The 20,314-nt window shown below is 71.6% G+C and carries 20 protein-coding genes; 14 read left to right on the top strand and 6 right to left on the bottom strand.

Annotation, left to right across the window (positions count from 1 at the left end):
- Window positions 1-228: 228 nt before the first annotated feature.
- Window positions 229-486, bottom strand: a complete 258-nt coding sequence (locus AB0M16_RS04260; RefSeq protein ID WP_365338529.1) for a mycoredoxin — start codon at window positions 484-486, stop codon at window positions 229-231.
- A 156-nt stretch (window positions 487-642) separates the two neighbouring features.
- On the opposite strand from AB0M16_RS04260, the gene AB0M16_RS04255 reads away from it, so the two are divergent.
- The 5 genes from AB0M16_RS04255 to AB0M16_RS04235 all read left to right on the top strand — a co-directional run bounded on the left by AB0M16_RS04255 (window position 643) and on the right by AB0M16_RS04235 (window position 4,525).
- On the top strand, window positions 643-2,826 hold the full coding sequence (locus tag AB0M16_RS04255) for an ATP-dependent DNA helicase UvrD2 (RefSeq protein ID WP_365338527.1): 2,184 nt from the start codon (window positions 643-645) through the stop codon (window positions 2,824-2,826).
- Window positions 2,827-3,039: 213 nt separating this feature from the next.
- Window positions 3,040-3,345, top strand: a complete 306-nt coding sequence (locus AB0M16_RS04250; RefSeq protein WP_365338748.1) for a hypothetical protein — start codon at window positions 3,040-3,042, stop codon at window positions 3,343-3,345.
- Between the two features lie 174 nt (window positions 3,346-3,519).
- Entirely contained in the window at window positions 3,520-3,897 is a 378-nt protein-coding gene (locus tag AB0M16_RS04245) for a WhiB family transcriptional regulator (RefSeq protein WP_365338525.1), read from the top strand.
- Complete coding sequence (locus tag AB0M16_RS04240; protein ID WP_365338523.1) at window positions 3,894-4,217, top strand: hypothetical protein; 324 nt, start codon at window positions 3,894-3,896, stop codon at window positions 4,215-4,217. Before AB0M16_RS04245 ends, AB0M16_RS04240 begins: the two co-directional genes overlap by 4 nt.
- A 125-nt stretch (window positions 4,218-4,342) precedes the next feature.
- Window positions 4,343-4,525, top strand: a complete 183-nt coding sequence (locus tag AB0M16_RS04235; protein WP_365338521.1) for a hypothetical protein — start codon at window positions 4,343-4,345, stop codon at window positions 4,523-4,525.
- Window positions 4,526-4,536: 11 nt separating this feature from the next.
- Here the strand turns inward: AB0M16_RS04235 and AB0M16_RS04230 are convergent, their stop codons facing one another.
- Together AB0M16_RS04230 and AB0M16_RS04225 are read right to left on the bottom strand one after the other, a co-directional pair.
- A complete protein-coding gene (locus AB0M16_RS04230) occupies window positions 4,537-5,883 on the bottom strand; it encodes an AarF/ABC1/UbiB kinase family protein (protein WP_365338520.1) in 1,347 nt (448 codons plus the stop codon).
- 40 nt (window positions 5,884-5,923) lie between these two features.
- The gene (locus AB0M16_RS04225) at window positions 5,924-7,081 is read right to left on the bottom strand and encodes a TOMM precursor leader peptide-binding protein (protein ID WP_365338518.1); all 1,158 of its coding nucleotides are present in this window, start codon (window positions 7,079-7,081) and stop codon (window positions 5,924-5,926) included.
- Between the two features lie 158 nt (window positions 7,082-7,239).
- On the opposite strand from AB0M16_RS04225, the gene AB0M16_RS04220 reads away from it, so the two are divergent.
- The 4 genes from AB0M16_RS04220 to AB0M16_RS04205 all read left to right on the top strand — a co-directional run bounded on the left by AB0M16_RS04220 (window position 7,240) and on the right by AB0M16_RS04205 (window position 11,038).
- Window positions 7,240-7,815, top strand: a complete 576-nt coding sequence (locus tag AB0M16_RS04220; protein WP_365338516.1) for a M48 family metallopeptidase — start codon at window positions 7,240-7,242, stop codon at window positions 7,813-7,815.
- A 115-nt stretch (window positions 7,816-7,930) separates the two neighbouring features.
- Window positions 7,931-9,568 carry a TerD family protein gene (locus AB0M16_RS04215; RefSeq protein ID WP_365338514.1) on the top strand — a complete coding sequence of 546 codons (1,638 nt, stop codon included), beginning with the start codon at window positions 7,931-7,933 and terminating at the stop codon, window positions 9,566-9,568.
- Between the two features lie 14 nt (window positions 9,569-9,582).
- The gene (locus tag AB0M16_RS04210; RefSeq protein ID WP_365338512.1) at window positions 9,583-10,263 is read left to right on the top strand and encodes an AIM24 family protein; all 681 of its coding nucleotides are present in this window, start codon (window positions 9,583-9,585) and stop codon (window positions 10,261-10,263) included.
- A 19-nt stretch (window positions 10,264-10,282) separates the two neighbouring features.
- Window positions 10,283-11,038 carry an AIM24 family protein gene (locus AB0M16_RS04205; protein WP_365338510.1) on the top strand — a complete coding sequence of 252 codons (756 nt, stop codon included), beginning with the start codon at window positions 10,283-10,285 and terminating at the stop codon, window positions 11,036-11,038.
- A gap of 109 nt (window positions 11,039-11,147) precedes the next feature.
- On the opposite strand, the gene AB0M16_RS04200 is transcribed toward AB0M16_RS04205, so the two are convergent.
- Window positions 11,148-11,672, bottom strand: a complete 525-nt coding sequence (locus AB0M16_RS04200; protein WP_365338508.1) for an NUDIX hydrolase — start codon at window positions 11,670-11,672, stop codon at window positions 11,148-11,150.
- Complete coding sequence (locus AB0M16_RS04195) at window positions 11,669-13,105, bottom strand: zinc-dependent metalloprotease (protein ID WP_365338506.1); 1,437 nt, start codon at window positions 13,103-13,105, stop codon at window positions 11,669-11,671. Before AB0M16_RS04195 ends, AB0M16_RS04200 begins: the two co-directional genes overlap by 4 nt.
- 210 nt (window positions 13,106-13,315) lie before the next feature.
- Between AB0M16_RS04195 and AB0M16_RS04190 the strand changes: the two genes are divergently transcribed.
- The 4 genes from AB0M16_RS04190 (at window position 13,316) to AB0M16_RS04175 (ending at window position 16,605) form a co-directional block, all read left to right on the top strand.
- Window positions 13,316-14,425, top strand: coding sequence for an SDR family oxidoreductase (locus AB0M16_RS04190; RefSeq protein ID WP_365338504.1), 1,110 nt, complete (start codon window positions 13,316-13,318; stop codon window positions 14,423-14,425).
- 79 nt (window positions 14,426-14,504) lie between these two features.
- Window positions 14,505-14,978 (top strand): molybdenum cofactor biosynthesis protein MoaE, encoded by a 474-nt coding sequence (locus AB0M16_RS04185; protein WP_365338502.1) that lies wholly within the window; start codon window positions 14,505-14,507, stop codon window positions 14,976-14,978.
- Between the two features lie 244 nt (window positions 14,979-15,222).
- The gene (locus AB0M16_RS04180; protein ID WP_365338500.1) at window positions 15,223-15,459 is read left to right on the top strand and encodes a hypothetical protein; all 237 of its coding nucleotides are present in this window, start codon (window positions 15,223-15,225) and stop codon (window positions 15,457-15,459) included.
- Between the two features lie 57 nt (window positions 15,460-15,516).
- Complete coding sequence (locus tag AB0M16_RS04175) at window positions 15,517-16,605, top strand: PDZ domain-containing protein (RefSeq protein WP_365338498.1); 1,089 nt, start codon at window positions 15,517-15,519, stop codon at window positions 16,603-16,605.
- 14 nt (window positions 16,606-16,619) lie between these two features.
- Here AB0M16_RS04175 and AB0M16_RS04170 read toward each other — a convergent pair whose 3' ends face one another.
- A complete protein-coding gene (locus tag AB0M16_RS04170) occupies window positions 16,620-17,171 on the bottom strand; it encodes a PPA1309 family protein (protein WP_365338496.1) in 552 nt (183 codons plus the stop codon).
- Between the two features lie 155 nt (window positions 17,172-17,326).
- On the opposite strand from AB0M16_RS04170, the gene AB0M16_RS04165 reads away from it, so the two are divergent.
- Window positions 17,327-20,296 (top strand): UPF0182 family protein, encoded by a 2,970-nt coding sequence (locus AB0M16_RS04165; protein ID WP_365338494.1) that lies wholly within the window; start codon window positions 17,327-17,329, stop codon window positions 20,294-20,296.
- Window positions 20,297-20,314 lie beyond the last annotated feature (18 nt).

The raw sequence follows: 20,314 nt of genomic DNA, 5'->3' as shown, positions 1-20,314 counted from the left end.
CGCCCGCCGGCCGCCGGCCGCTGTTCGTTCGCCCGCTGCCGGTCGCCCCGGCGGCGTGGCGGGTGACGGCGGAAGCGGATCCGTCAGCGGAAGCGGATCGGTAAGCGGATCCGTAAGCGGAGGCGGATCGGAAGGCGGAAGCGTCGACCATTGGAAAGCGGAAGCGGAACAGCCCCCTCCCGGCCTGGCGGGAGGGGGCTGTTTTCAGTCAGCGCGCGGGGCGTCGGGTCAGGCGGCGAGGGCCTGCTTGACCTGGGCCAGGCTCGGGTTGGTCATGACGACCTCGTCGCCGCCGGCCGTCGGGACGACGCGGACGGTCGGAACGGTCTGGTTCCCGTCGTTGACCTTCTCGACGAAGTTCGCCGACTCCGGGTCCTGCTCGATGTTGATCTCCGTGTACGCGATGCCCTCGCGGTCCAGCTGGCTCTTCAGCCGGCGGCAGTAGCCGCACCACGTGGTGCTGTACATCGTCACAGTGCCCTGCATGGCCAGGCGCTCCTCTTGTCTCGCGAATGCTCGGGGTCGGTGCCGAGAAGAAGAACGTACGTCCTCTACCGGCCATTCCCGGAATTCGTATGACCATGCTCTCCCCCCTGTGGACAACGCTCCGCACCCCGCCCGCGGACCTGGCAGCATGGCGGGGTGACAGCAGCAACGCACTCCACTCTCTTCCCGCAGGTCCCGGAGACGGCCGACGCGGTGCTCGACGGGCTCGACCCGGAGCAGCGCGAGGTCGCCCTGGCCCTGCACGGCCCGGTGTGCGTCCTCGCCGGAGCCGGTACGGGCAAGACCCGGGCCCTGACCCACCGCATCGCCTACGGGGTGCGGGCGGGTGTCCTGGTGCCCTCCAGTGTGCTCGCCGTCACGTTCACCAACCGCGCCGCCGGCGAGATGCGGGGCCGGCTCAGGCAGCTCGGCGCGGGCGGTGTGCAGGCCCGCACGTTCCACTCCGCCGCCCTTCGCCAGCTGCAGTACTTCTGGCCGAAAGCGATCGGCGGCGAACTGCCGCGACTCCTGGAGCGGAAGGTCCAGCTGGTCGCCGACGCCGCCGCGCGCTGCCGGGTCCGGCTCGACCGGAACGAGCTGCGGGACGTCACGAGCGAGATCGAATGGGCCAAGGTCACCCAGACCGTTCCCGCCGACTATCCGGCCGCCGTCGCCAAGGCCCTGCGCGACGCCCCGCGCGATCCGGCCGAGATCAGCCAGATCTACGCGATGTACGAGCAGCTCAAGCGCGACCGCGACGTGATCGACTTCGAGGACGTGCTGCTCCTCACGGTCGGCATCCTGCAGGACCGGCACGACATCGCGGACCAGATCCGCCGGCAGTACCAGCACTTCGTGGTGGACGAGTACCAGGACGTCTCGCCGCTCCAGCAGCGGCTGCTCGACCTCTGGCTCGGGGAGCGCGACAGCCTGTGCGTGGTCGGCGACGCCAGCCAGACGATCTACTCGTTCACCGGCGCCACCCCCGACCACCTGCTGAACTTCCGCACCCGCCACGCCAACGCGACCGTGATCAAGCTGATCCGGGACTACCGGTCCACCCCCCAGGTCGTCCACCTGGCCAACGGACTGCTCAGCCAGGCGAGCGGCCGGGCCGCCGAGCACCGCCTGGAACTGGTCTCCCAGCGCGACCCCGGCCCCGAGCCCCGCTACACCGAATACGGCGACGAGCCCGCCGAGGCCGAGGGCACCGCCCGCCGCATCCGCGATCTGATCGCCGCCGGCGTCCCGGCCGGCGAGATCGCCGTGCTCTACCGGATCAACGCCCAGTCCGAGGTCTACGAGCAGGCCCTCGCCGACGCCGGCGTGCCCTACCAGCTGCGCGGCGCCGAGCGCTTCTTCGAGCGGCGGGAGGTGCGCGAGGCGGGCGCGGCCCTGCGCGGTGCGGCACGCTTCGGCGCGAACGACTCCCTCCTCGACGGCGCCGAGGACCTGCCGGCCCAGGTGAGGGCCGTGCTCTCCGGGCAGGGCTGGACCGGCGAGCCGCCGGCCGGCTCCGGCGCCGTGCGGGACCGCTGGGAGTCCCTCGCCGCCCTGGTCCGGCTCGCCGAGGACTTCGCCCGGGCCAAGTCGGGCGCGACCCTCTCCGACCTGGTCGCCGAGCTCGACGAGCGGGCCGCCGCCCAGCACGCGCCCACCGTCCAGGGCGTCACGCTCGCCTCCCTGCACGCGGCCAAGGGCCTGGAGTGGGACGCCGTCTTCCTCGTCGGCCTCACCGAGGGCATGATGCCGATCACCTACGCCAAGACGGACGAGCAGATCGAGGAGGAGCGGCGCCTGCTCTACGTGGGCGTCACCCGGGCCCGCGTGCACCTGTCGCTGTCCTGGGCCCTCTCCCGCTCCCCGGGCGGCCGGCCCTCCCGGCGCCCCTCCCGCTTCCTGAAGGGCCTGCGCCCCGGGTCCGGGTCCCTCGGCACGGTCGCCACGGGCGGCGGCGCGGGGTCGGGCATCGAGCGGGGCGCCGTCGCCGGGCGGCGACGGCAGCGCGGACCGGTGCGCTGCCGCGTCTGCGGCACCACGCTCACCGAGGCCGGCGAGATGAAGCTGATGCGCTGCGAGGACTGCCCCTCGGACATGGACGAGGGCCTGTACGAGCGCCTGCGCGAGTGGCGCGCGGAGCAGGCCCGGGAGCTGGGCCAGCCGCCCTATTGCGTGTTCACCGACAAGACGCTCATGGCGATCGCCGAGCGCGTGCCGGACTCCGACGGGGAGCTCGCCGCGATCTCCGGCGTGGGCGTCCGCAAGCTGAACCGCTTCGGCGCCGACGTCCTCGCCATCTGTGCAGGTGAGGTGCGTGGAGGAAGCGACGACGGGGTCTGAGGAAAACTCGTCGGAAAAATAGTTTGCGCCCGCCCCGTCAAGCCCCATAGGTTCTTAACCACGGAAACAGCGGCTTCTTCGAAGCCCTGCCTTCGTGCTGTACTTGTCCAAATGAACATGAGGGTCCGGCTCACACCGAGCCCTCCGAGACGCCGAGAGGAGGCGATTCCAGTGATCAGCAGCATCAAGAACGTCAAGACCAGCACCGCCAAAATGACCGATCGCTCGGTCGTCTCCGCCTGCTCGCTCGGCCTCTCCGTCGTCGCGCCCTCCGCTCTCCGGGGCAGTGGTCTGTCCGGCGCCGGCCTGCCTCTCGGCATGTCCGGTCTCCTGATGGATCGCCTTGAGCGCAATGAGCGACCGACCAAGGCACTGGAAGCAGGAGTGGTGGGCAAGGCCCAGGCCATGGCCTATGGCTTTGCGGCCGCCGCAACCGGTGCCGGTATTGAGCAGCAGACGACGCAGCACCACACGATGTGGGCCTTCCGTGGGCTCGAACCCTGGAGTGATCCAGCCTGATCGACGATCAGGCCGGCGCCTTCAGGGCCGCGGAACCCCATCAGGGATCCGCGGCCCTTCTGTTTGTCCCCGAACGGGGCTGACGGAGCGAGGGGGCCTCGGGACCAGCAGAACCCGGTACCAGCCGAAACCCCGGCCCAACAGGCCGGAACGAACAGACGAGGAAGAACACCCGTGCAACTCGAAGCGCACGCCCCGTCCGTACCGCCTTCCGAAACGATCCCCCCGCCCGGCCTCACGGAGGACTCCGCCTTGACCCCCGTCACCCCCCTCACCGCGCTCACCGCGCTCGACGACGCCATCGAGAACCTCGGCGTCCCCGTCCCCTGCCGCTCGTACGACCCCGAGGTCTTCTTCGCCGAGTCCCCGGCGGACGTCGAGTACGCCAAGTCGCTCTGCCGGACCTGCCCGCTCATGGCGGCCTGCCTCGAAGGCGCCAAGGAGCGCCGCGAGCCCTGGGGCGTCTGGGGTGGCGAGCTCTTCGTCCAGGGCGTGGTCGTCGCCCGCAAGCGGCCTCGCGGCCGCCCGCGCAAGAACCCGGTCGCGGCATGAACGCCACCGGAACCGTCGACCGCCCCCTCACGCACGATCCCCAGAAGCAGGCCCCGATGACCTCGTCCGCCTTCGAGCCCTCCGGCTCCGCGACCCCAAACGTTTCGATCAGTGGCGCGAACCGCTCGCGTCAGAACAGGACCCGAGCCATGCAACTCATTCCAGAAGCCCTGGCCCGTGCTCATATGCACGACCGCCTGCGCGAAGTCGACGCGGAACGCCAGGCCGTGCGCCTGGTCGCCGCCCGGCGGATGCAGCGCCGCGCCGAGCGCGTGTCGATGCGCGCCCGCCGCGCGCTCGCCATGGCCGTCATGCACTGACGCGCCGCCCGGGCGCCAGGCACTGACCCAGGCACACACCTCTGAAGCGGGGGCCGGTCCGAACGGACCGGCCCCCGCGGTGCGTTGCCCGGTTCGCGGGCGCTCGTCGGGTTATCGTCACGAAGGTGAACGACGCCCCCACGAACGAGCGCCCCGTCGTGTGCGCCCGCTGCGGCAAGACCGCCCAGGAGCTGCCCCTCACCTGGACCTGCTCGGTGGAGAACGGCACCCGTCAGTACTTCTGCGAGGACTGCGCCCGGGCCAACATCAGGGCCATCGAGGGCCGCCTGGACTCCTCCTGGTGGTGACCCCCGGTCCGCTAGGGCCTGTCCGCGCTGACGAACCCGGGCAGCCAGGCCTCCAGCTCGTCCCGCAGCCGCACCGTCGCGCCCAGCTGGCACAGCACCCCGATCGTGCTCAAGGTCACACGGTGTATCAGCAGATACGACGGCGGCAGGTTCAGCTGCTTGCCCAACTGATGGGCGGGGGAACGCGGGTCGGCGATCCGGGCCGCCTGGGCGCGCATCCAGCCGCGGGTGAACCCGAAGGCGTCCACCTCCGCCGGCTCGATGATCGGCAGCAGATACTCCAGGACCGCGTCCGGGTCGAGCGCGACGGACTTCTTCACGAAGCCCTCCTCGCACAGCAGCCCGTAGACCGTCTCCGCCTCGCCGGCGAGGGTCATGCGCAGACAGGTGCCGATCGTCTCCGGCAGCCCGCCCGGCAGCCGGTCGACCGTGCCGAAGTCGAGGACGCCGAGCCGCCACGCCGCGGTGTCCTCCTCGTCCGGACCGGGCAGCAACCGGAAGTTGCCCGGATGCGGGTCCGCGTGCAGCAGTCCGGTGCGCGCCGGCCCCGAGAAGAGGAACCGGGCCAGCAGCTGCCCGGCCCGGTCGCGCTGCTCGGGCGTGCCGTCCGCGATCACCTCCGAGAGCGGGATGCCGTCCATCCACTCCGTGACGAGGACCTGGTCCGACTGGTGCACCACCGCCGGGACCACGACGTCGGGGTCGCCCGCGAACTCCTCCGCGTGCTCCCGCTGTGCCGCGGCCTCCAGACCGTAGTCCAGCTCCTCCGACACCCGGTCGCGCAGCTCCGTGATCAGCGGCTTGATGTCCATGCCGGGGATCAGCGGGCCGAGCAGCCGGGCGAACCGGCTCAGCTGCGTCAGGTCCGAGAGCAGCGCCTCACCGGCCCCCGGATACTGCACCTTCACCGCGACCTCGCGGCCGTCGTGCCACACCGCCCGGTGCACCTGCCCGATCGAGGCGGCCGCCGCCGGCTTCTCCTCGAACTCCAGGAACAGCTCCCGCCAGCCCTCGCCCAGCCGCTCCTCCAGCACCCCGTGCACGGTCCGCGTCGGCATCGGCGGCGCGGCCTCCTGGAGTTTGGTGAGCGCCGCCCGGTAGGGCCCGGCCACCTCCTCGGGCAACGCCGACTCGAAGACGGACAGGGCCTGCCCGAACTTCATGGCCCCGCCCTTCAGCTCGCCGAGCACCTTGAACAGCTGCTCGGCCGTGCGCTGCTGGAGCTCACGCGCGACCAACTCCGCGGACTTCCCGCCGATCCGCTTGCCCAGGCCCCAGGTGGCCCGCCCCGCGAAGCCGAGCGGCAACGCGGCCAACTTGGCGGTCCGGGTGACCGCCTTCCGGGGAAGATCAGACATGCGCCCTCCAGATCCCAGACTGCCGTGCCGCACGGGGCCGTTACCCCGCCATTGTGTCCTGCCGACCCCGGGCCGCCGAGGCATGCTCCCCCTCCGCGTCGCGTCGCGCCCCGCACGGACACCCCGGGTGCGCCCGGACCGGCGCCGAGCGCCATTCGAGCAGCGGCAGGGACACCTCCCAGCGCGCCCCGGTGCTCGACGGCAGGTCCCCGTCGAGGAAGGCCAGGGCGTGCGCGGCGGCCAGCCCCGCGACCGCCTGCGCGAGCCCCACGTCGCAGGCGGGTAGGGGATGCGGTGTGCCGGAGCGCCACTGGGCCGGCAGGCGCGGCCAGACGGGCTCCCGGTCGGCCCGCTCCCGCTGCATGCAGCCCGCGCAGGCCGTCCCGCCCGGCAGCACCAAGGGCCCCACCACACCGGTGGCTTCGAGCACTCCCGCGTAGAGGTGGGGTGTGCCGGTGGTGAGCCAGGACTCGGCCGGCAGCGGGTCGGGCACATAGGCGCCCAGGCCGTCCCGCGGTGTCACCACGACGAGTGAGAGCCCCGGCTCGCCGGCCCCGTCACCCGGCCCGCCCGGCACGCTCCGCGGCGGCCGCCCGCCCGGTGCCGAACGCCCCACGAGCCGCCGCGCCGCCACCGCTCTGCGCTCGCCGACCGCCTCCGCCGGCAGTCCGCCGGGCGTGACCTCCCACGGGGTGACCGTCCCGGAGTCCAGGACCTCGACGCGCCCGACGCCCGCCGCCGAGAGAAGCGCCGCGACGGCTGCGCCCACCCGGCCCGCGCCCCGCACCTGGACCCGCAGCGCCCGGCGGGCGCCCAGCGCCCGGGCCGCCCCGTCCGGCGCGCGGTGCACGACGGACAGCGAGGCCAGGTCCGCGCGCACCGGGTCGAGCTCCGGGTCCGCCCGGCCCGGCGGCCTGGTCGGTGGTCCGCCCGGCGGCCGCACCGAGGCGTCCGCGATCAGCCCGGCGTCGGCGAGCCGCCCGAGCAGTGCGTCCAGCATCCCCTCGCGCAGACCGAGGGCCGCCGCCTCGGCCCTCAGCAGCTCCATCCCGCGCGTCCCGTCGAGGAGACCCAGCAGACTCCCCGTGGCCGGGTCGACCGGCCCCAGGACCACCGCGTGCGCGGGCGTCACCCCGAACTGCACGTGCGAGAGATTCCGCCAGGCGCGCCGCAGCGCCGGTTTCACCATCGGGCGCATGGCCCCACCCCCGTAAACGATCTTTCTTCGTCCTTCGTCGTCCGAGGTCAGATTGCCCGGGCCGGGCGGGCGTCGCGGAAAGTTGTCCACAGGCGCGAGGCATTAATCATTTGAATGGTGCGGGACTTCCCCCGCACACAGCGGGTAACGTCGGGGCCGTGCCGGCCGACCCACAGCGCAGCGTGACCAGCAGACCGCCCCGCGGCTCGGGGCCGGCTGCGGTCGAGGTCCGCAGAAGCTCCCGCCGCAGCAGAACGGTCTCCGCCTACCGCGAGGGCGACCGGACCATCGTGCTCATCCCCGCCCGGATGTCCGAGGCCGAGGAGCAGCGCTGGGTCACGGTCATGCTCGACAAGCTGGCGGCACAGGAGAGCAAGAAGGTCCTCGGCGACCGGGAGCTCACCGAGCGCGCCGAGCGCCTGTCGGCCCAGTACTTCGAAGGCCGCGCCCGTCCCGCCTCCGTCCGCTGGGTGACCAACCAGAACACCCGCTGGGGCTCCTGCACCCCCTCCGAGGGCAGCATCCGGCTGTCCCACCGGCTGCAGGGCATGCCCGAGTACGTCGTCGACTACGTCCTGTGCCACGAGCTGGCCCATCTCCTCGTGCCCGGCCACGGACCGCGCTTCTGGCGGCTGCTCGAGGCCTATCCGCGCACCGAGCGGGCCCGCGGCTATCTGGAGGGCGTGGTGGCCGCCGGCCGGCTCCCGCACCTGCCGCACGCTCGCGGAGAGTGATCCCGTTCGTGCTCCGGTTCTGTACCGAACGGGTACGTGCTTGCCCCGATCTCACGAACAGCCGTTAGCCTGGCGCGACGCATTCGTATTTCGGGATGGGGGACGGTCGTCACATATGGCCAGGGAATTCCAACGCGGCCACAAGGCCAAGATCAGTGATCTCACGGCGGGGACCGATCTGTACGTGGGTGTGCAGATCTCGGGGCCCGGCCTGACCTTCGACATCAGCTGCTTCGGCCTCGACGCCGACGAACGGCTCTCCGACGACCGTTACTTCGTCTTCTTCAACCAGCCGAAGTCGCCCGAGGAGTCCATCCAGCTGCTCGGGGCGCAGTCCGGTGACACCGAGTCCTTCCGCGTCACCCTGGACCGCATCCCCGCGCACATCCACAAGCTGTCCTTCACGGCGACCATCGACGGCGCCGGGCAGATGTCGCAGGTCGGCCCCGGCTGGATCAGGATCGTCGCGGGCGGCGAGGAGGTCGCCCGCTACGCGTTCAACGGTGCGGAGTTCTCCACCGAACGCGCGGTCATGCTCGGCGACTTCTACCTGAAGGACGTCTGGCGGTTCGCCGCCGTCGGCCAGGGCTTCGACGGCGGCCTGGAAGCGCTGCTGAAGAACTTCGGCGGCGAGGTCGCCGAGGAGGAGCCCGCCGCGCAGCAGCCGCAGGGCGCCGCCCCCGGCTTCGCCCCGCCGGCGCAGGCCGCCGCGCCGCCTGCCTTCGGCGCTCCCGCCGCGCCCCAGGCACCCGCGCCCGCCCCGTCGTTCGGCGCCCCCGCGGCCCCCGCGGCCCCCGCGCCGGCCCCGGCGCCGATGCACGCCGCGCCCACGATGGCCGCGCCGCTCGCGCCCCCGGCCCCGGCGCCCGCTCCGCCCGCGCCCGCCCCGGCGCCGTACGGACAGCCGCCGCAGCCCCCGCAGTACGGGCAGGTCCCCGGCCAGACCCCGCCGCCCGGCACCCCCGCGCCCTACGGTCAGCCGGCCCCGGCCCCGTACGGCCAGCAGCAGTACGGGCAGCCGCAGCCGCAGTTCGGTCAGGTCCCGCAGCCGGGTCTGCCGCAGGGCGTGCCCCAGGGAGTGCCCGCCACCGGCGCCGGCCTCGCCAACGCGCTCGCGCCGTACAAGGAGAGCGCGACCGGTGCCCGCTGGACCCCGCAGAACCAGCAGCTCATGCGGGTCGACCTCGCCATGGGCGGCGTGCCCGTGCTCGCCCGGCAGGGCTCCATGGTCATGTACCAGGGCAAGGTCGACTTCTCCTACAAGGGAGCCGGGTTCGCCGGCCGCATCGTCGGCAACGCCACCGGCCAGGAGATGCAGCTGATGCGCTGCACCGGACGCGGCCAGGTCTTCCTCGCCGAGAACGGCGCCCATCTGCACCCGATCGAGCTCCAGGGCGACGCCATCTGCGTCTCCGCGGAGAACGTGCTGGCCTTCGACGAGTCGCTGCAGCACGAGGTCCGGCGCATCGAGGGCCACGGCATTCCCGGCGGCGCCCTGTTCACCATGCAGTTCCAGGGCAGCGGCACCGTCGTCGTGAAGACCCACGGCATCCCCGTCGTGCTGCCCGTCACGCCGACCACGTTCGCCGACTGCAACGCCGTCGTCGCCTGGTCCGCGGCGTCCCAGGTCATCCTCTCCAGCCAGGTCCGGCTGCGCCGCAACGCCTACCCCGGCCACAGCGGGGAGACCGTGAACCTGCAGTTCCGGGGCGCCCCCGGCAACTTCATCGTCGTCCAGCCCTACGAGGTCTGAGGGAGCCCGGAACCATGAACCAGCAACTCGCGGGCTACGCCGCGACCCCCGTCACGGCCCGCATGGAGAACCACGGTCGCTCCATGCTCAAGGTCGCCATGGCCAGCGGCCAGGACCTCTTCGCGCGCACCGGCTCGATGGTCGCCTACGAGGGCTTCGTGTCCTACGAGCCCAACCCGCCCGCCGTCCGGCAGTTCGCCCAGCAGTGGCTCACCGGCGAGGGCGCGCCCGTCATGAAGTGCTCCGGCGACGGGCTGCTCTACCTCGCCGACTACGGCGCCGACGTCGTCGTGATCAACCTTCAGAACGACTCGATCTCCGTGAACGGCTCCAACGTGCTCGCCTTCGACGCGCACCTCCAGTGGGGCGTCGAGCGGGTCAAGGGCCTCGCCAAGTTCGCCGGCCAGGGCCTGTTCAACGTCGAGATCGCGGGCACCGGCTGGGTCGCCATCACCTCCCGCGGCACGCCGATCGTGGTCGACTGCGGTCGCGGCGAGGACGAGACGTACGTCGACCCCGACGCGCTCGTCGCCTGGTCGCCCGCGCTCAAGGTGAAGGGCAAGCGCAGCTTCAAGGCCTCCTCCCTCATCGGGCGGGGCAGCGGCGAGGCCTACCAGATGGCCTTCTCCGGCCAGGGCATCGTCGTCGTACAGCCGAGCGAGGACAGCACCGACCGCCTGCGGATCCGGGGCTGAGGGGGAGCGAGAACACATCATGCAGAGCCCGCTTTTCAACCACGCCGAACAGCAGAGCCAGGAGCGCTACGTCATCCAGAATCCGCAGCTGCTGCGGGTCACCCTGGGCGGCTCGGACGACATCCTGGCCCGCAAGGGCGCGATGGTCGCCTACCAGGGCCTCGTCGACTTCGACGGCGAGTACCAGACCCCGGGCCAACGCCGGGCGCGCGCCCGCACCGGTGAGGGCCTCGACCTGATGCGCTGCTCCGGGCAGGGCACGGTCTACTTCGCCAACCTGGCGCAGTACGTGCACGTCGTCGACGTCGACCAGGACGGCCTGACCGTCGACAGCTCCTACGTGCTGGCGCTCGACTCCACGCTGCACACCGAGGTCATCGCGGTGGACAGCCAGTACGGCGTCTCCGGCACCGGCAAGTACCAGCTGAACATCACCGGCCGCGGCAAGGTCGCGCTGATGACCTCCGGTCAGCCGCTGATGATGCAGGTCACGCCGGACAAGTACGTCAGCGTCGACGCCGACGCGATCGTCGCCTGGTCCACCGGCCTCCGGGTCCAGATGCAGGCGCAGACCGTCAACAGCAGCGTCATGCGCCGCCGGGGCAACACCGGCGAGGGCTGGGAGCTCAGCTTCCTGGGGCAGGGCTTCGCCCTGGTCCAGCCGAGCGAGGTCATGCCGCCGCAGAACGCCGCCGTCGGACAGGGCGTCGGCGCCCAGTTCGGCGTCGGCCAGCACGGCTCGCGCGCCCAGAACCAGAACAACGTCTGGAACTGACGCCGCGCCGCAGGGCACGGGTCCACCAGGGCACGGGGCCGTCAGGGCACAGGTGAGGGGCGGTCGCACGGCGACCGCCCCTCACTTCCGTTCGGCTCCGCCGAGCGGCCTACAGGCGCTTCAGCGTGCTCTCCAGGAGCTGGACCACCGACGTGTCCGCCACGCCCGCCACCTCGTCGTACGCGAACCAGCGCAGGTCCAGCGACTCGTCGCTGATCTCCGCCGTCGCGTCCGCCGGGGCCAGCGCCGCGTACTGCACGTCCAGGTGCCAGTGGCACGGCGCCGGGATCGGATGTCGGTCGAGCCGGACCGGTCCGCCGGGCAGCAGCGTCAGACCGGTCTCGATGCCCGACTCCTCCCGGGCCTCGCGCAGCGCCGCCGCCTCCAGCGTCGTGTCGCCCGGCTCGCAGTGGCCACCCATCTGCAGCCACATGCCCAGCTTCTTGTGCAGGGTCAGCAGCACCCGCCCGCGTGAGGGGTCGATCACCAGCGCGCTGCTGGTGAGGTGCCCGGCCTGGCAGGGCTTGTACATGCCGTCCGGGTGGGCCGCGAGGTGCTCCAGATAGACGTCACGCAGCTCCGGCTGGTCCTCGTACCCCTTGAGCACGAGGACCGCGTCGTCGTAGAGGCTCACTTCTTGTCGCCCTCGCCGTCGCCCGTGTCCTCGGAGCTCCCGGAGTCGCCCTTGGCCGCCTCGCCGAGCATCTTGTCGAGCTCGGAGAAGTCCATGTGCTCGCGGTGGACGAAGCCGTCCGGGTCGTCCAGGTCCGTCGCCGTCGGCAGCATGTCCGGGTGCTCCCAGAGGCCGTCCCGGCCGTCCACACCGCGGGCGTCCGTGAGCGAGGCCCACAGACGCGCGGCGTCCCGCAGCCGGCGCGGACGCAGTTCGAGGCCGATCAGGGTGGCGAAGGTCTGCTCCGCGGGGCCGCCCGTCGCCCGGCGCCGGCGCAGCGTCTCGCGCAGCGCGTCCGCCGAGGTCAGCCGGGACTTCGCGGCCTCGTGCACCACCGCGTCCACCCAGCCCTCGACCAGAGCGAGCGCCGTCTCCAGACGGGCCAGGGCCGCCTTCTGCTCCGGCGTGTCCTCGGGCTGGAACATGCCCTGCTGGAGCGCCTCCTGCAGCTGCTCGGGATGCGTCGGGTCCAGCTGGCCCACCGCCTCCTCCAGCTTCGAGGTGTCGACCTTGATGCCCCGGGCATAGCCCTCGACCGCTCCGAACAGATGCGAGCGCAGCCACGGCACGTGCGCGAAGAGGCGCTGGTGGGCGGCCTCGCGCAGGGCCAGGTACAGCCGCACCTCGTCGGAGGGGACGCCCAGGTCCTTGCCGAAGGCCTGGACGTTCAGCGGCAGCAGCGCCGCCTTGCCGGCCGGGCCCAGCGGCAGACCGACATCCGTCGAGCCGACGACCTCGCCGGCGAGCATGCCCACGGCCTGCCCGATCTGCTGGCCGAACATGGCGCCGCCCATGGAGCGCATCATTCCGATCAGCGGGCCCGCCATGGCCTGCATCTCCTGCGGCAGCACGTCGCCCATCGCCGCGCCGACCCGCTCCGCGACCGGGTCGACCAGCTGCTGCCAGGCCGGCAGCGTCGCCTCGACCCACTCGGCGCGGCTCCACGCCACGGCCGTGCTCGCGCCCGAGGGCAGCGAGGTCACCTGGTCGAGCCACAGGTCGGCCAGCCGCACGGCCTCCTCGACCGCGGACCGCTCGGCCGGGCCGACGCTCGCGTCCTTGGTGCCGTCGGAGGTCCCCTGCGCCACGACCTGGCGCGCGATCTGCTTGGCCATGTCCCAGTTGACCGGCCCGCCCTCGTAGCTGAGCATCTGGCCGAGCTGCTGGAAGGCCGCCCCGAGGTCCTGGGGGTTCAGCGAGCCGAACATCGCCGCGAACGGATTGTCCGCGCCGCCCGGTCCGCCCATGCCCGGCAGCCCGCCGAAGCCGAACGGATTGGCACCGCCCTGGCCACCGGACCCCTGGCCACCTCCGGCGGGGTCCTTCTTCTTGCCCTCGTCGCCGTTCTCCGGCTCCTCCGGCGGAAGGCCGAATCCGAATGGGGTGTCACTCACAGGTTTCCTCGGCTCGTAGGGCCGCCGGCGTGATACCGACGGCGGGTTCTCGGCTCGGCTCGCCTCCCCGACTCCACACCACCAGCGTAGACATCCGCGCCGGATCCGGGCTCGGTGCTCCGCCGGGCCGTGGCCTGCGGCAGGATGGACGCCACCTGGTACGTACGCGTCATTCGGGTACGTACTGAAGACAACCGCTGGAGACGCCCGGTGAGTTCCCCAGATCCTCAGGTTCGCGGAGCGCGAAACCACTCAACCAGGTCCGCCGCGCGCGGCCCCGTCGTCGCGGTCACCGGTGCCGCGTCCGGCATCGGAGACCTGCTGACCCGGCGCCTCGCCGCGTCGGAGGAGATCAAGCAGGTCATCGCCATCGACGAGCGCCGAGGCGAGGTGTCCGAGGCGCAGTGGCACATCCTCGACGTGCGCGACCCGGCCATCGCCGAGAAGCTGCGCGGCGCGGACGTCGTCGTGCACCTCGCGGTCGACCTCGACCTGGAGACCGACCCGGCCGCCCGCACCGCGTACAACGTGCGCGGCACGCAGACCGTCCTCACGGCCGCCGCCGCGGCCGGGGTGCACCGGGTGGTGCTGTGCACCTCCGCGATGGTCTACGGCGCGCTGCCGGACAACGACATTCCGCTGTCGGAGGACGCGGAGCTGCGCGCCACCGCGGAGGCCACCGGCGTCGGCGACCTCCTGGAGATCGAGCGGCTCGCCCGGCGCGCCCCCCGCGCCCACCCCGGGCTCAACGTGACCGTGGTCCGTCCCGCGGTCCTCGTGGGCGGCACGGACACGGCGCTGACCCGCTACTTCGAGTCGCCGCGCCTCCTCGTGGTCGCCGGATCGCGTCCCACCTGGCAGTTCTGCCACGTGGACGACCTGGTCAGCGCGCTGGAGTACGCGGCCCTGGAGAAGGTCGACGGGGAGCTCGCGGTCGGCTGCGAGGGCTGGCTCGAACAGGAGGAGGTCGAGGAGCTGTCGGGCATCCGGCGCATGGAGCTGCCCTCGGCCGTCGCGCTGGGCGCGGCGGCGCGGCTGCACCGGATCGGCCTCACCCCGTCCCCGGCGGGCGACCTCGCCTACACGATGCACCCCTGGGTGGTCAGCGTCGGGCGGCTGCACGACGCGGGATGGCGGCCTCAGTGGACCAACGAGGAGGTGCTCGCCGCGCTCCTGGAGGAGGTCCAGGGCCGGCACACCGTCGCGGGCCGTCGGCTCGGCCGCAAGGACGCGACGGCGGCGGGCGCGGCCGGCGCCACGGTGGCGCTGCTCGGCACGGCGGCCCTGGTCCGGCAGATGCGGAAGCGGCGCGGCCTGTAGGACCCTCCTACGGAGGTTCCGGTCCGCCGGTGGAAAGGGCTATTCCGCGCTGTCGGTGCCGTACGGCACGATGGAGGGCATGGCAGACACGCACGCGCACGCCAGTGACCACCCCGGAGAGCGGGTCGCGGACGACCCGATCAAGCTCCTCGCGATCCGTGACACCCCGCTCTCGGTCGACGAGGTCTTCCGCGCGGTCGGCGACGACGCCGCGGGCGGCACGACCCTGTTCGTGGGCACCGTGCGCAACCACGACGGCGGCGCCGACGTCGACGCGCTCGGCTACTCCTGCCACCCCTCCGCCGAGGCCGAGCTCCGCCGTGTCGCGGAGAAGGTCGTCGCGAACTACCCGGTCCGCGCCCTGGCGGCCGTCCACCGGGTGGGCGACCTCCATGTGGGTGACATCGCGGTGGTCGTCGCCGTCTCCTGCCCGCACCGCGGCGAGGCCTTCGAAGCCAGCCGCAAGCTGATCGACGACCTGAAGCACGAGGTCCCGATCTGGAAGCACCAGAAGTTCTCGGACGGCACCGAGGAGTGGGTCGGAGCCTGCTGAGCGCCCGCCCCCCGGGTCCGGGGGTCCCCCCCGGCCGAAGGCTGGGGGAGGGGAGGAGCCTGCTGAGCGCCCGCGCCGAGGCCGGAGGTCTGCCGAGTTCTCCGTTGTCGGCAAGGCGCCACGCCGACGACCCGTAGTCGAACGCCCCGATTTGCGTAACCGCCCCCCAGGCGTGAGCGTTGATCCCGCGGATGAATAATCTGCTGATCAACTCACTGGGGACCACTGGGGATGGGAGGTCGGGATGGCAGCGCTCGCGTGGTTGCTGATTCCGGTTTTCGCAGTCGTCGGCGCGGCGATATGGGGAAGCTGGGCTTCGCGCAACAAGACCATCGGGGACGTCGCCGAGCTGGCGGGCTACGCGCGCTTCCGGGACGCCATGGAGCGGTCCCACATCCCCACGACCACCACCACGACCAGCGCCGCCTCCGCTTCGGCCCTCCCGGAGCGCGAGACGTCCCCGGCGGCGACCACCGGCTGATCCTCGTACGGACCGCCCCGGGGGTGCACTCACAGGCCGGTCCCGTACTGTCGTTCCATGCCACGCCGCACCGCGACGATGCTCGCCTCCACCCTGGTCCTGATCACGCTGCTCTGTGTCGGCGTCCTCATTCCGGTGCCGTACGCGGAGATGAGCCCCGGCCCCACGGTGAACACCCTCGGTGAGGCGCGCGGAGAGCCGGTCCTGCAGATCTCCGGTCACCAGACCTACCCGACCACCGGCAACCTCAACATGACGACGGTCCGGGTCACCGGCGCGGACTACAGGATGAACGCGGTCGAGGCCGTCTACGGCTGGCTCGCCCACGACAGCGTCGTGGTCCCGCACGACACCCTCTACCCGGACGGCAAGACCGAGGAGGAGTCGAGCCAGGAGAACGCCGAGGAGTTCAGCCAGTCCCAGGAGAGCGCCAAGGTCGCCGCCCTCAAGGAGCTGGGTATCCCGGTCACCACCCGCGTCGTCGTCGCCACCGTCGTCAAGGGCACCCCCGCCGAGGGGAAGCTGCACGCGGGCGACGTGATCCGCGCCGTGGACGGCACCGCCGTCAAGGAGCCGGGCGACGTGTCGAAGCTGGTCACCCAGCGCAAGCCCGGCCAGGACGTCGTCTTCACCATCGTCCCGGCCAAGGAGGCCGCCGCCGCGGAGAAGGCCCACAGGGACGCCACGGCCACGCAGAAGGTGGTCATCACGACGACCAAGTCGAAGGAGGGCGACCGGGCCATCGTCGGCATCCAGGCAGGCACCGACCACGTCTTCCCGTTCACCATCGACATCAAGCTGGCCGATGTCGGCGGCCCCAGCGCCGGCCTGATGTTCGCGCTCGGCATCGTCGACAAGCTGACCCCGGAGTCGCTCACGGACGGCAAGTTCATCGCGGGCACCGGCACCATCGACGACAAGGGCAAGGTCGGCCCGATCGGCGGCATCGAGATGAAGCTGGTCGGCGCCCGCAATGCCGGCGCCCGGTACTTCCTCACCCCGGCCGAGAACTGCGCCGCGGCCGCCGCGGACACGCCCGACGGCCTCACCCTGATCAAGGTCGACACCATCGACGACGCGACGAAGTCGCTGGAGAAGCTGCGCAAGGGCGACCTGGCGACCCTGCCCAGCTGCTCCAGCGGCTGAACCCGGCAGGCGGCCTACGAGGCGAAGGTCGCCGCCAGCGCGTCCGCGAGCCCCGGCACCAGGTCGGGGCCCGTGAGCACCTCGTTCGGCGAGTCCTTCTCGCGCAGTCGGATCGCCGCCTCGCGCGCCCCGTCCCGCAGTACGGCGACGGTCATCCGGACCTCCTGGCGGTCCGGGTGAGCGGCCACCCACTTGGCGAGCCCGGCCTCGTTCAGGCCCTTGGGCACGGCGGCCTCCGCCGACGGCGGCAGCATCAGGCGCTCCACCGTGAGCGCGCAGCCGGCCACCGCGTCGGGCCAGGCGATGGTGCCGAGGAACTCGTCGAGGGGCTTGCCGGCCGGCAGCTCCTCCTGCTCGATCGGCGTGTACGTGGTGCTGTCGGCGCCGGCACCCAGCTGGGCGGCGAGCTTGGGCTCCTGTGCGCGCAGCTTGGCGGTGTCGACCAGGGCGAACAGCCGGGCCGGCCGGTCCCAGCCGAGGCCCGACGCGTACTCGTCGATCTCGAGCACGGCACGGGTGAGGGGGCTCGCGGCCATCGGAGGGCCGGAGGGGGAAACGTTGGACATGACCAATATCCTGCCTCGTCTTCTCCCCCGGACGGGAACTAGGTAAAGCCTCAGTAAGTTGCATGAGTGGGCTCTACGATCGCGGAGCCTGCTTATACGCAGTGAACGCACCGTTCTCACGCATCAACCTCGAGGGGCGCACGTTGGCTTTCCAGATGCCGGACCGCGGAGGCGGCACAGGTCCGTCCGGGCCAAGGATCCGAGTCGGCCGCCCGTCCCGGCGCGCCCGTACGCTGCTGATGACGCTGGGCGTCCTCGCCGTCCTCGCCATGGCGTTCGTGATGTTCGCCGGGTTCTGGACGGACTGGCTGTGGTTCCGCTCGGTCCACTACTCGTCCGTGTTCACCACCACACTGTGGACCAAGATCGGCCTCTTCCTGGTCTTCGGTCTGCTCATGGCGCTCGCCGTCGGCCTGAACATCTGGCTGGCGTACCGGCTGCGGCCGCCGCTGAGCGCGATGTCGCTGGAGCAGCAGAGCCTCGACCGGTACCGGATGGGCGTCGCGCCCTTCAAGAAGTGGGTGCTGCTCGCCGTCACCGCCCTGGTGGGCCTGATCGCCGGTGCCTCCGCCTCCGGGCAGTGGCGCACCTGGCTGATGTGGGTGAACGGGGTCCCGTTCGGCGAGAAGGACCCGCAGTTCCAGCTGGACGTGGCGTTCTACGCGTTCGACCTGCCCTGGTACCGCTTCCTGCTGGCCTTCGGCTTCGCCGCCACGATCCTGTCGCTGATCGCCGCCGCCCTCACGCACTACCTGTACGGCGGGCTGCGGATCACCAGCCCTGGCGCCCGCGCGACCGCCGCCGCCACGGGGCACCTGTCGGTGCTGCTCGGCGTCTTCGTCTCGCTCAAGGCGGTGGCGTACTGGCTCGACCGGTACGGCCTCGCCGTGAAGTCCAGCGACTTCAAGGCGACCGGCAACTGGACCGGCCTGCGGTACGTGGACGCCAACGCCTATCTGCCGGCGAAGACGATCCTGTTCTGCATCGCCGTGATCTGCGCGGTGCTGTTCTTCGCGACGCTCTGGCGGCGCACCTGGCAGCTGCCGGTGATCGGCTTCGGCCTCATGGTGCTCTCGGCGATCCTGATCGGCGGCCTGTACCCGGCCATCGTGCAGAAGTTCCAGGTCCAGCCGAACGAGCAGGCCAAGGAAGCGCCGTACATCAAGAAGAACATCGACGCGACCCGCAAGGCCTACGACATCGACTCCACGCAGCCGGAGGAGTACTCGGGCAAGTCCACGGTGAAGGCCAAGGACCAGCTCCGCGCCGACGCCGACACCGCCGCGAGCTACCGGCTCGTCGACCCGAACATCGTGTCGCCGACCTTCCAGCAGCTGGAGCAGAAGCGGAAGTACTACCAGTTCCCGCTGACCCTCGACGTCGACCGCTACCAGGGCAAGGACACCGTGGTCGGTCTGCGCGAGCTCAACATCCGGGGCATCCCGAAGCGGAACTGGATCAACGACCACTTCACCTACACCCACGGCTACGGCGCGATCATGGCCACGGGCACGCAGACGGACGCCAACGGCTCCCCGATCTTCACCGAGCAGGGGCTGCCGACGACGGGCCAGCTCGGCCCGTACGAGCAGCGCGTCTACTACGGCGAGAAGACCGACCAGTACTCGATCGTAGGCGGGCCCCAGAAGGAGCTCGACTACGAGGAGAACGGCGAGAAGACCACCAGCTACGCGGGCAAGAGCGGGGTCAACCTCTCCAACGCCTTCAACCGGGCGGCGTACGCGGTCGCTTTCAGCGAGCCGCAGATCCTCTACTCGGGAGCCATCGGCGAGGGTTCGCGGATCCTCTACAACCGCACCCCCAAGGAGCGGGTCGAGGCCGTCGCGCCCTGGCTGACCATCGACGGCGACGCCTACCCGGCGGTCGTGAACGGGCGCATCCAGTGGATCGTCGACGCGTACACCACCACCAACGGCTACCCGTACGCCTCCCGCACGACGCTGGGCGAGACGACGGCCGACGCGCTGACGGTCGGCAACCAGCAGCGTGCGGTGGTCGCCCAGCAGAACCAGGTCAACTACATCCGCAACTCGGTGAAGGCCACCGTCGACGCCTACGACGGCACGGTGAACCTCTACCAGTGGGACACGAAGGACCCGGTCCTCAAGACCTGGATGAAGGCCTTCCCGGACACGGTCAAGCCGCGCTCCGAGATCAACCCCGAGCTGATGCAGCACCTGCGCTACCCGCAGGACATGTTCAAGGTCCAGCGTGAGCTGCTCACCCGCTACCACGTGCAGGACCCGGCGCAGTTCTACAGCGGCTCGGACGCCTGGCAGGTGCCGGACGACCCGACCAACAAGGACGGCAACGCGGTCCCGCCGTACTACCTGAGTATCAAGATGCCCGGGGACCCGTCGCAGCGCTTCTCGCTGACGACGACGTTCACGCCGAACGGCCGGCCCAACCTGGGCGGGTTCATGGCGGTGGACGCGGACGCCACCAGCAAGGACTACGGGAAGATAAGGCTGCTGAGAGTCGGGGAGGACGTGCCGGGACCCCAGCAGGTCCAGAACAAGCTCAACAGCCTCCCGTCGGTGGCCACGTTCGTCCGTGACATGAAGGGCGCCGACTCCGACATCCTCTACGGCAACCTGCTGACGGTGCCGCTGGACGGCGGCTTCCTGTACGTGGAGCCGGTCTACGCCCAGGGCCGCAACCTGCCGTACCCGCTGCTCAAGAAGGTCGCGGTGTCCTACGTGGACGCGGACCAGCCGGACGGGGACACGACCAAGGACACCACGGTGTTCGAGGACAACCTGACGGCTGCGTTGAACGCGGTGTTCGGCGTCGACGGCGCCACCCCGCCGACGACCCCGCCGCCGGGCACCAAGCCCCCGACGACGACCCCGACGACGAACGACGCCGCGCTGAAGCAGGCCATCGCCGACGCGCAGAAGGCGTACGACGACGGCGAGGCGGCCCTGCAGAAGGGCGACTGGACCGCGTACGGCAAGGCCCAGGAGGCCCTGCAGGACGCGCTCCAGCGGGCGGCCGACGCCGGGGCGAAGCTCCAGAGCGGCACGGGAGCCGGCGGGGGCAAGCCCGCCCCGAAGGCGACCCCGAGCACCTCGGCGAGTCCGCCCGCCGCGCCGGGCAGCTGACAACCGGTTGGGAGCCCC

The sequence above is a fragment of the Streptomyces sp. NPDC051921 genome (assembly GCF_040680975.1).
Lineage (GTDB): Bacteria > Actinomycetota > Actinomycetes > Streptomycetales > Streptomycetaceae > Streptomyces.
Note: the sequence above shows the minus strand (reverse complement) of the source record. Positions and strands in the feature narration are given on the sequence as shown.

Coding starts and splice junctions, on each gene's coding strand:
- AB0M16_RS04225 (WP_365338518.1), bottom strand. CDS start 7,081: ATGCGCCCGATGGTGAAACCGGCGCTGCGGCGCGCCTGGCGGAATCTC.
- AB0M16_RS04205 (WP_365338510.1), top strand. CDS start 10,283: ATGCAGAGCCCGCTTTTCAACCACGCCGAACAGCAGAGCCAGGAGCGC.
- AB0M16_RS04180 (WP_365338500.1), top strand. CDS start 15,223: ATGGCAGCGCTCGCGTGGTTGCTGATTCCGGTTTTCGCAGTCGTCGGC.
- AB0M16_RS04240 (WP_365338523.1), top strand. CDS start 3,894: ATGAACGCCACCGGAACCGTCGACCGCCCCCTCACGCACGATCCCCAG.
- AB0M16_RS04185 (WP_365338502.1), top strand. CDS start 14,505: ATGGCAGACACGCACGCGCACGCCAGTGACCACCCCGGAGAGCGGGTC.
- AB0M16_RS04210 (WP_365338512.1), top strand. CDS start 9,583: ATGAACCAGCAACTCGCGGGCTACGCCGCGACCCCCGTCACGGCCCGC.
- AB0M16_RS04230 (WP_365338520.1), bottom strand. CDS start 5,883: ATGTCTGATCTTCCCCGGAAGGCGGTCACCCGGACCGCCAAGTTGGCC.
- AB0M16_RS04260 (WP_365338529.1), bottom strand. CDS start 486: ATGCAGGGCACTGTGACGATGTACAGCACCACGTGGTGCGGCTACTGC.
- AB0M16_RS04215 (WP_365338514.1), top strand. CDS start 7,931: ATGGCCAGGGAATTCCAACGCGGCCACAAGGCCAAGATCAGTGATCTC.
- AB0M16_RS04175 (WP_365338498.1), top strand. CDS start 15,517: ATGCCACGCCGCACCGCGACGATGCTCGCCTCCACCCTGGTCCTGATC.
- AB0M16_RS04170 (WP_365338496.1), bottom strand. CDS start 17,171: ATGTCCAACGTTTCCCCCTCCGGCCCTCCGATGGCCGCGAGCCCCCTC.
- AB0M16_RS04250 (WP_365338748.1), top strand. CDS start 3,040: ATGACCGATCGCTCGGTCGTCTCCGCCTGCTCGCTCGGCCTCTCCGTC.
- AB0M16_RS04165 (WP_365338494.1), top strand. CDS start 17,327: ATGCCGGACCGCGGAGGCGGCACAGGTCCGTCCGGGCCAAGGATCCGA.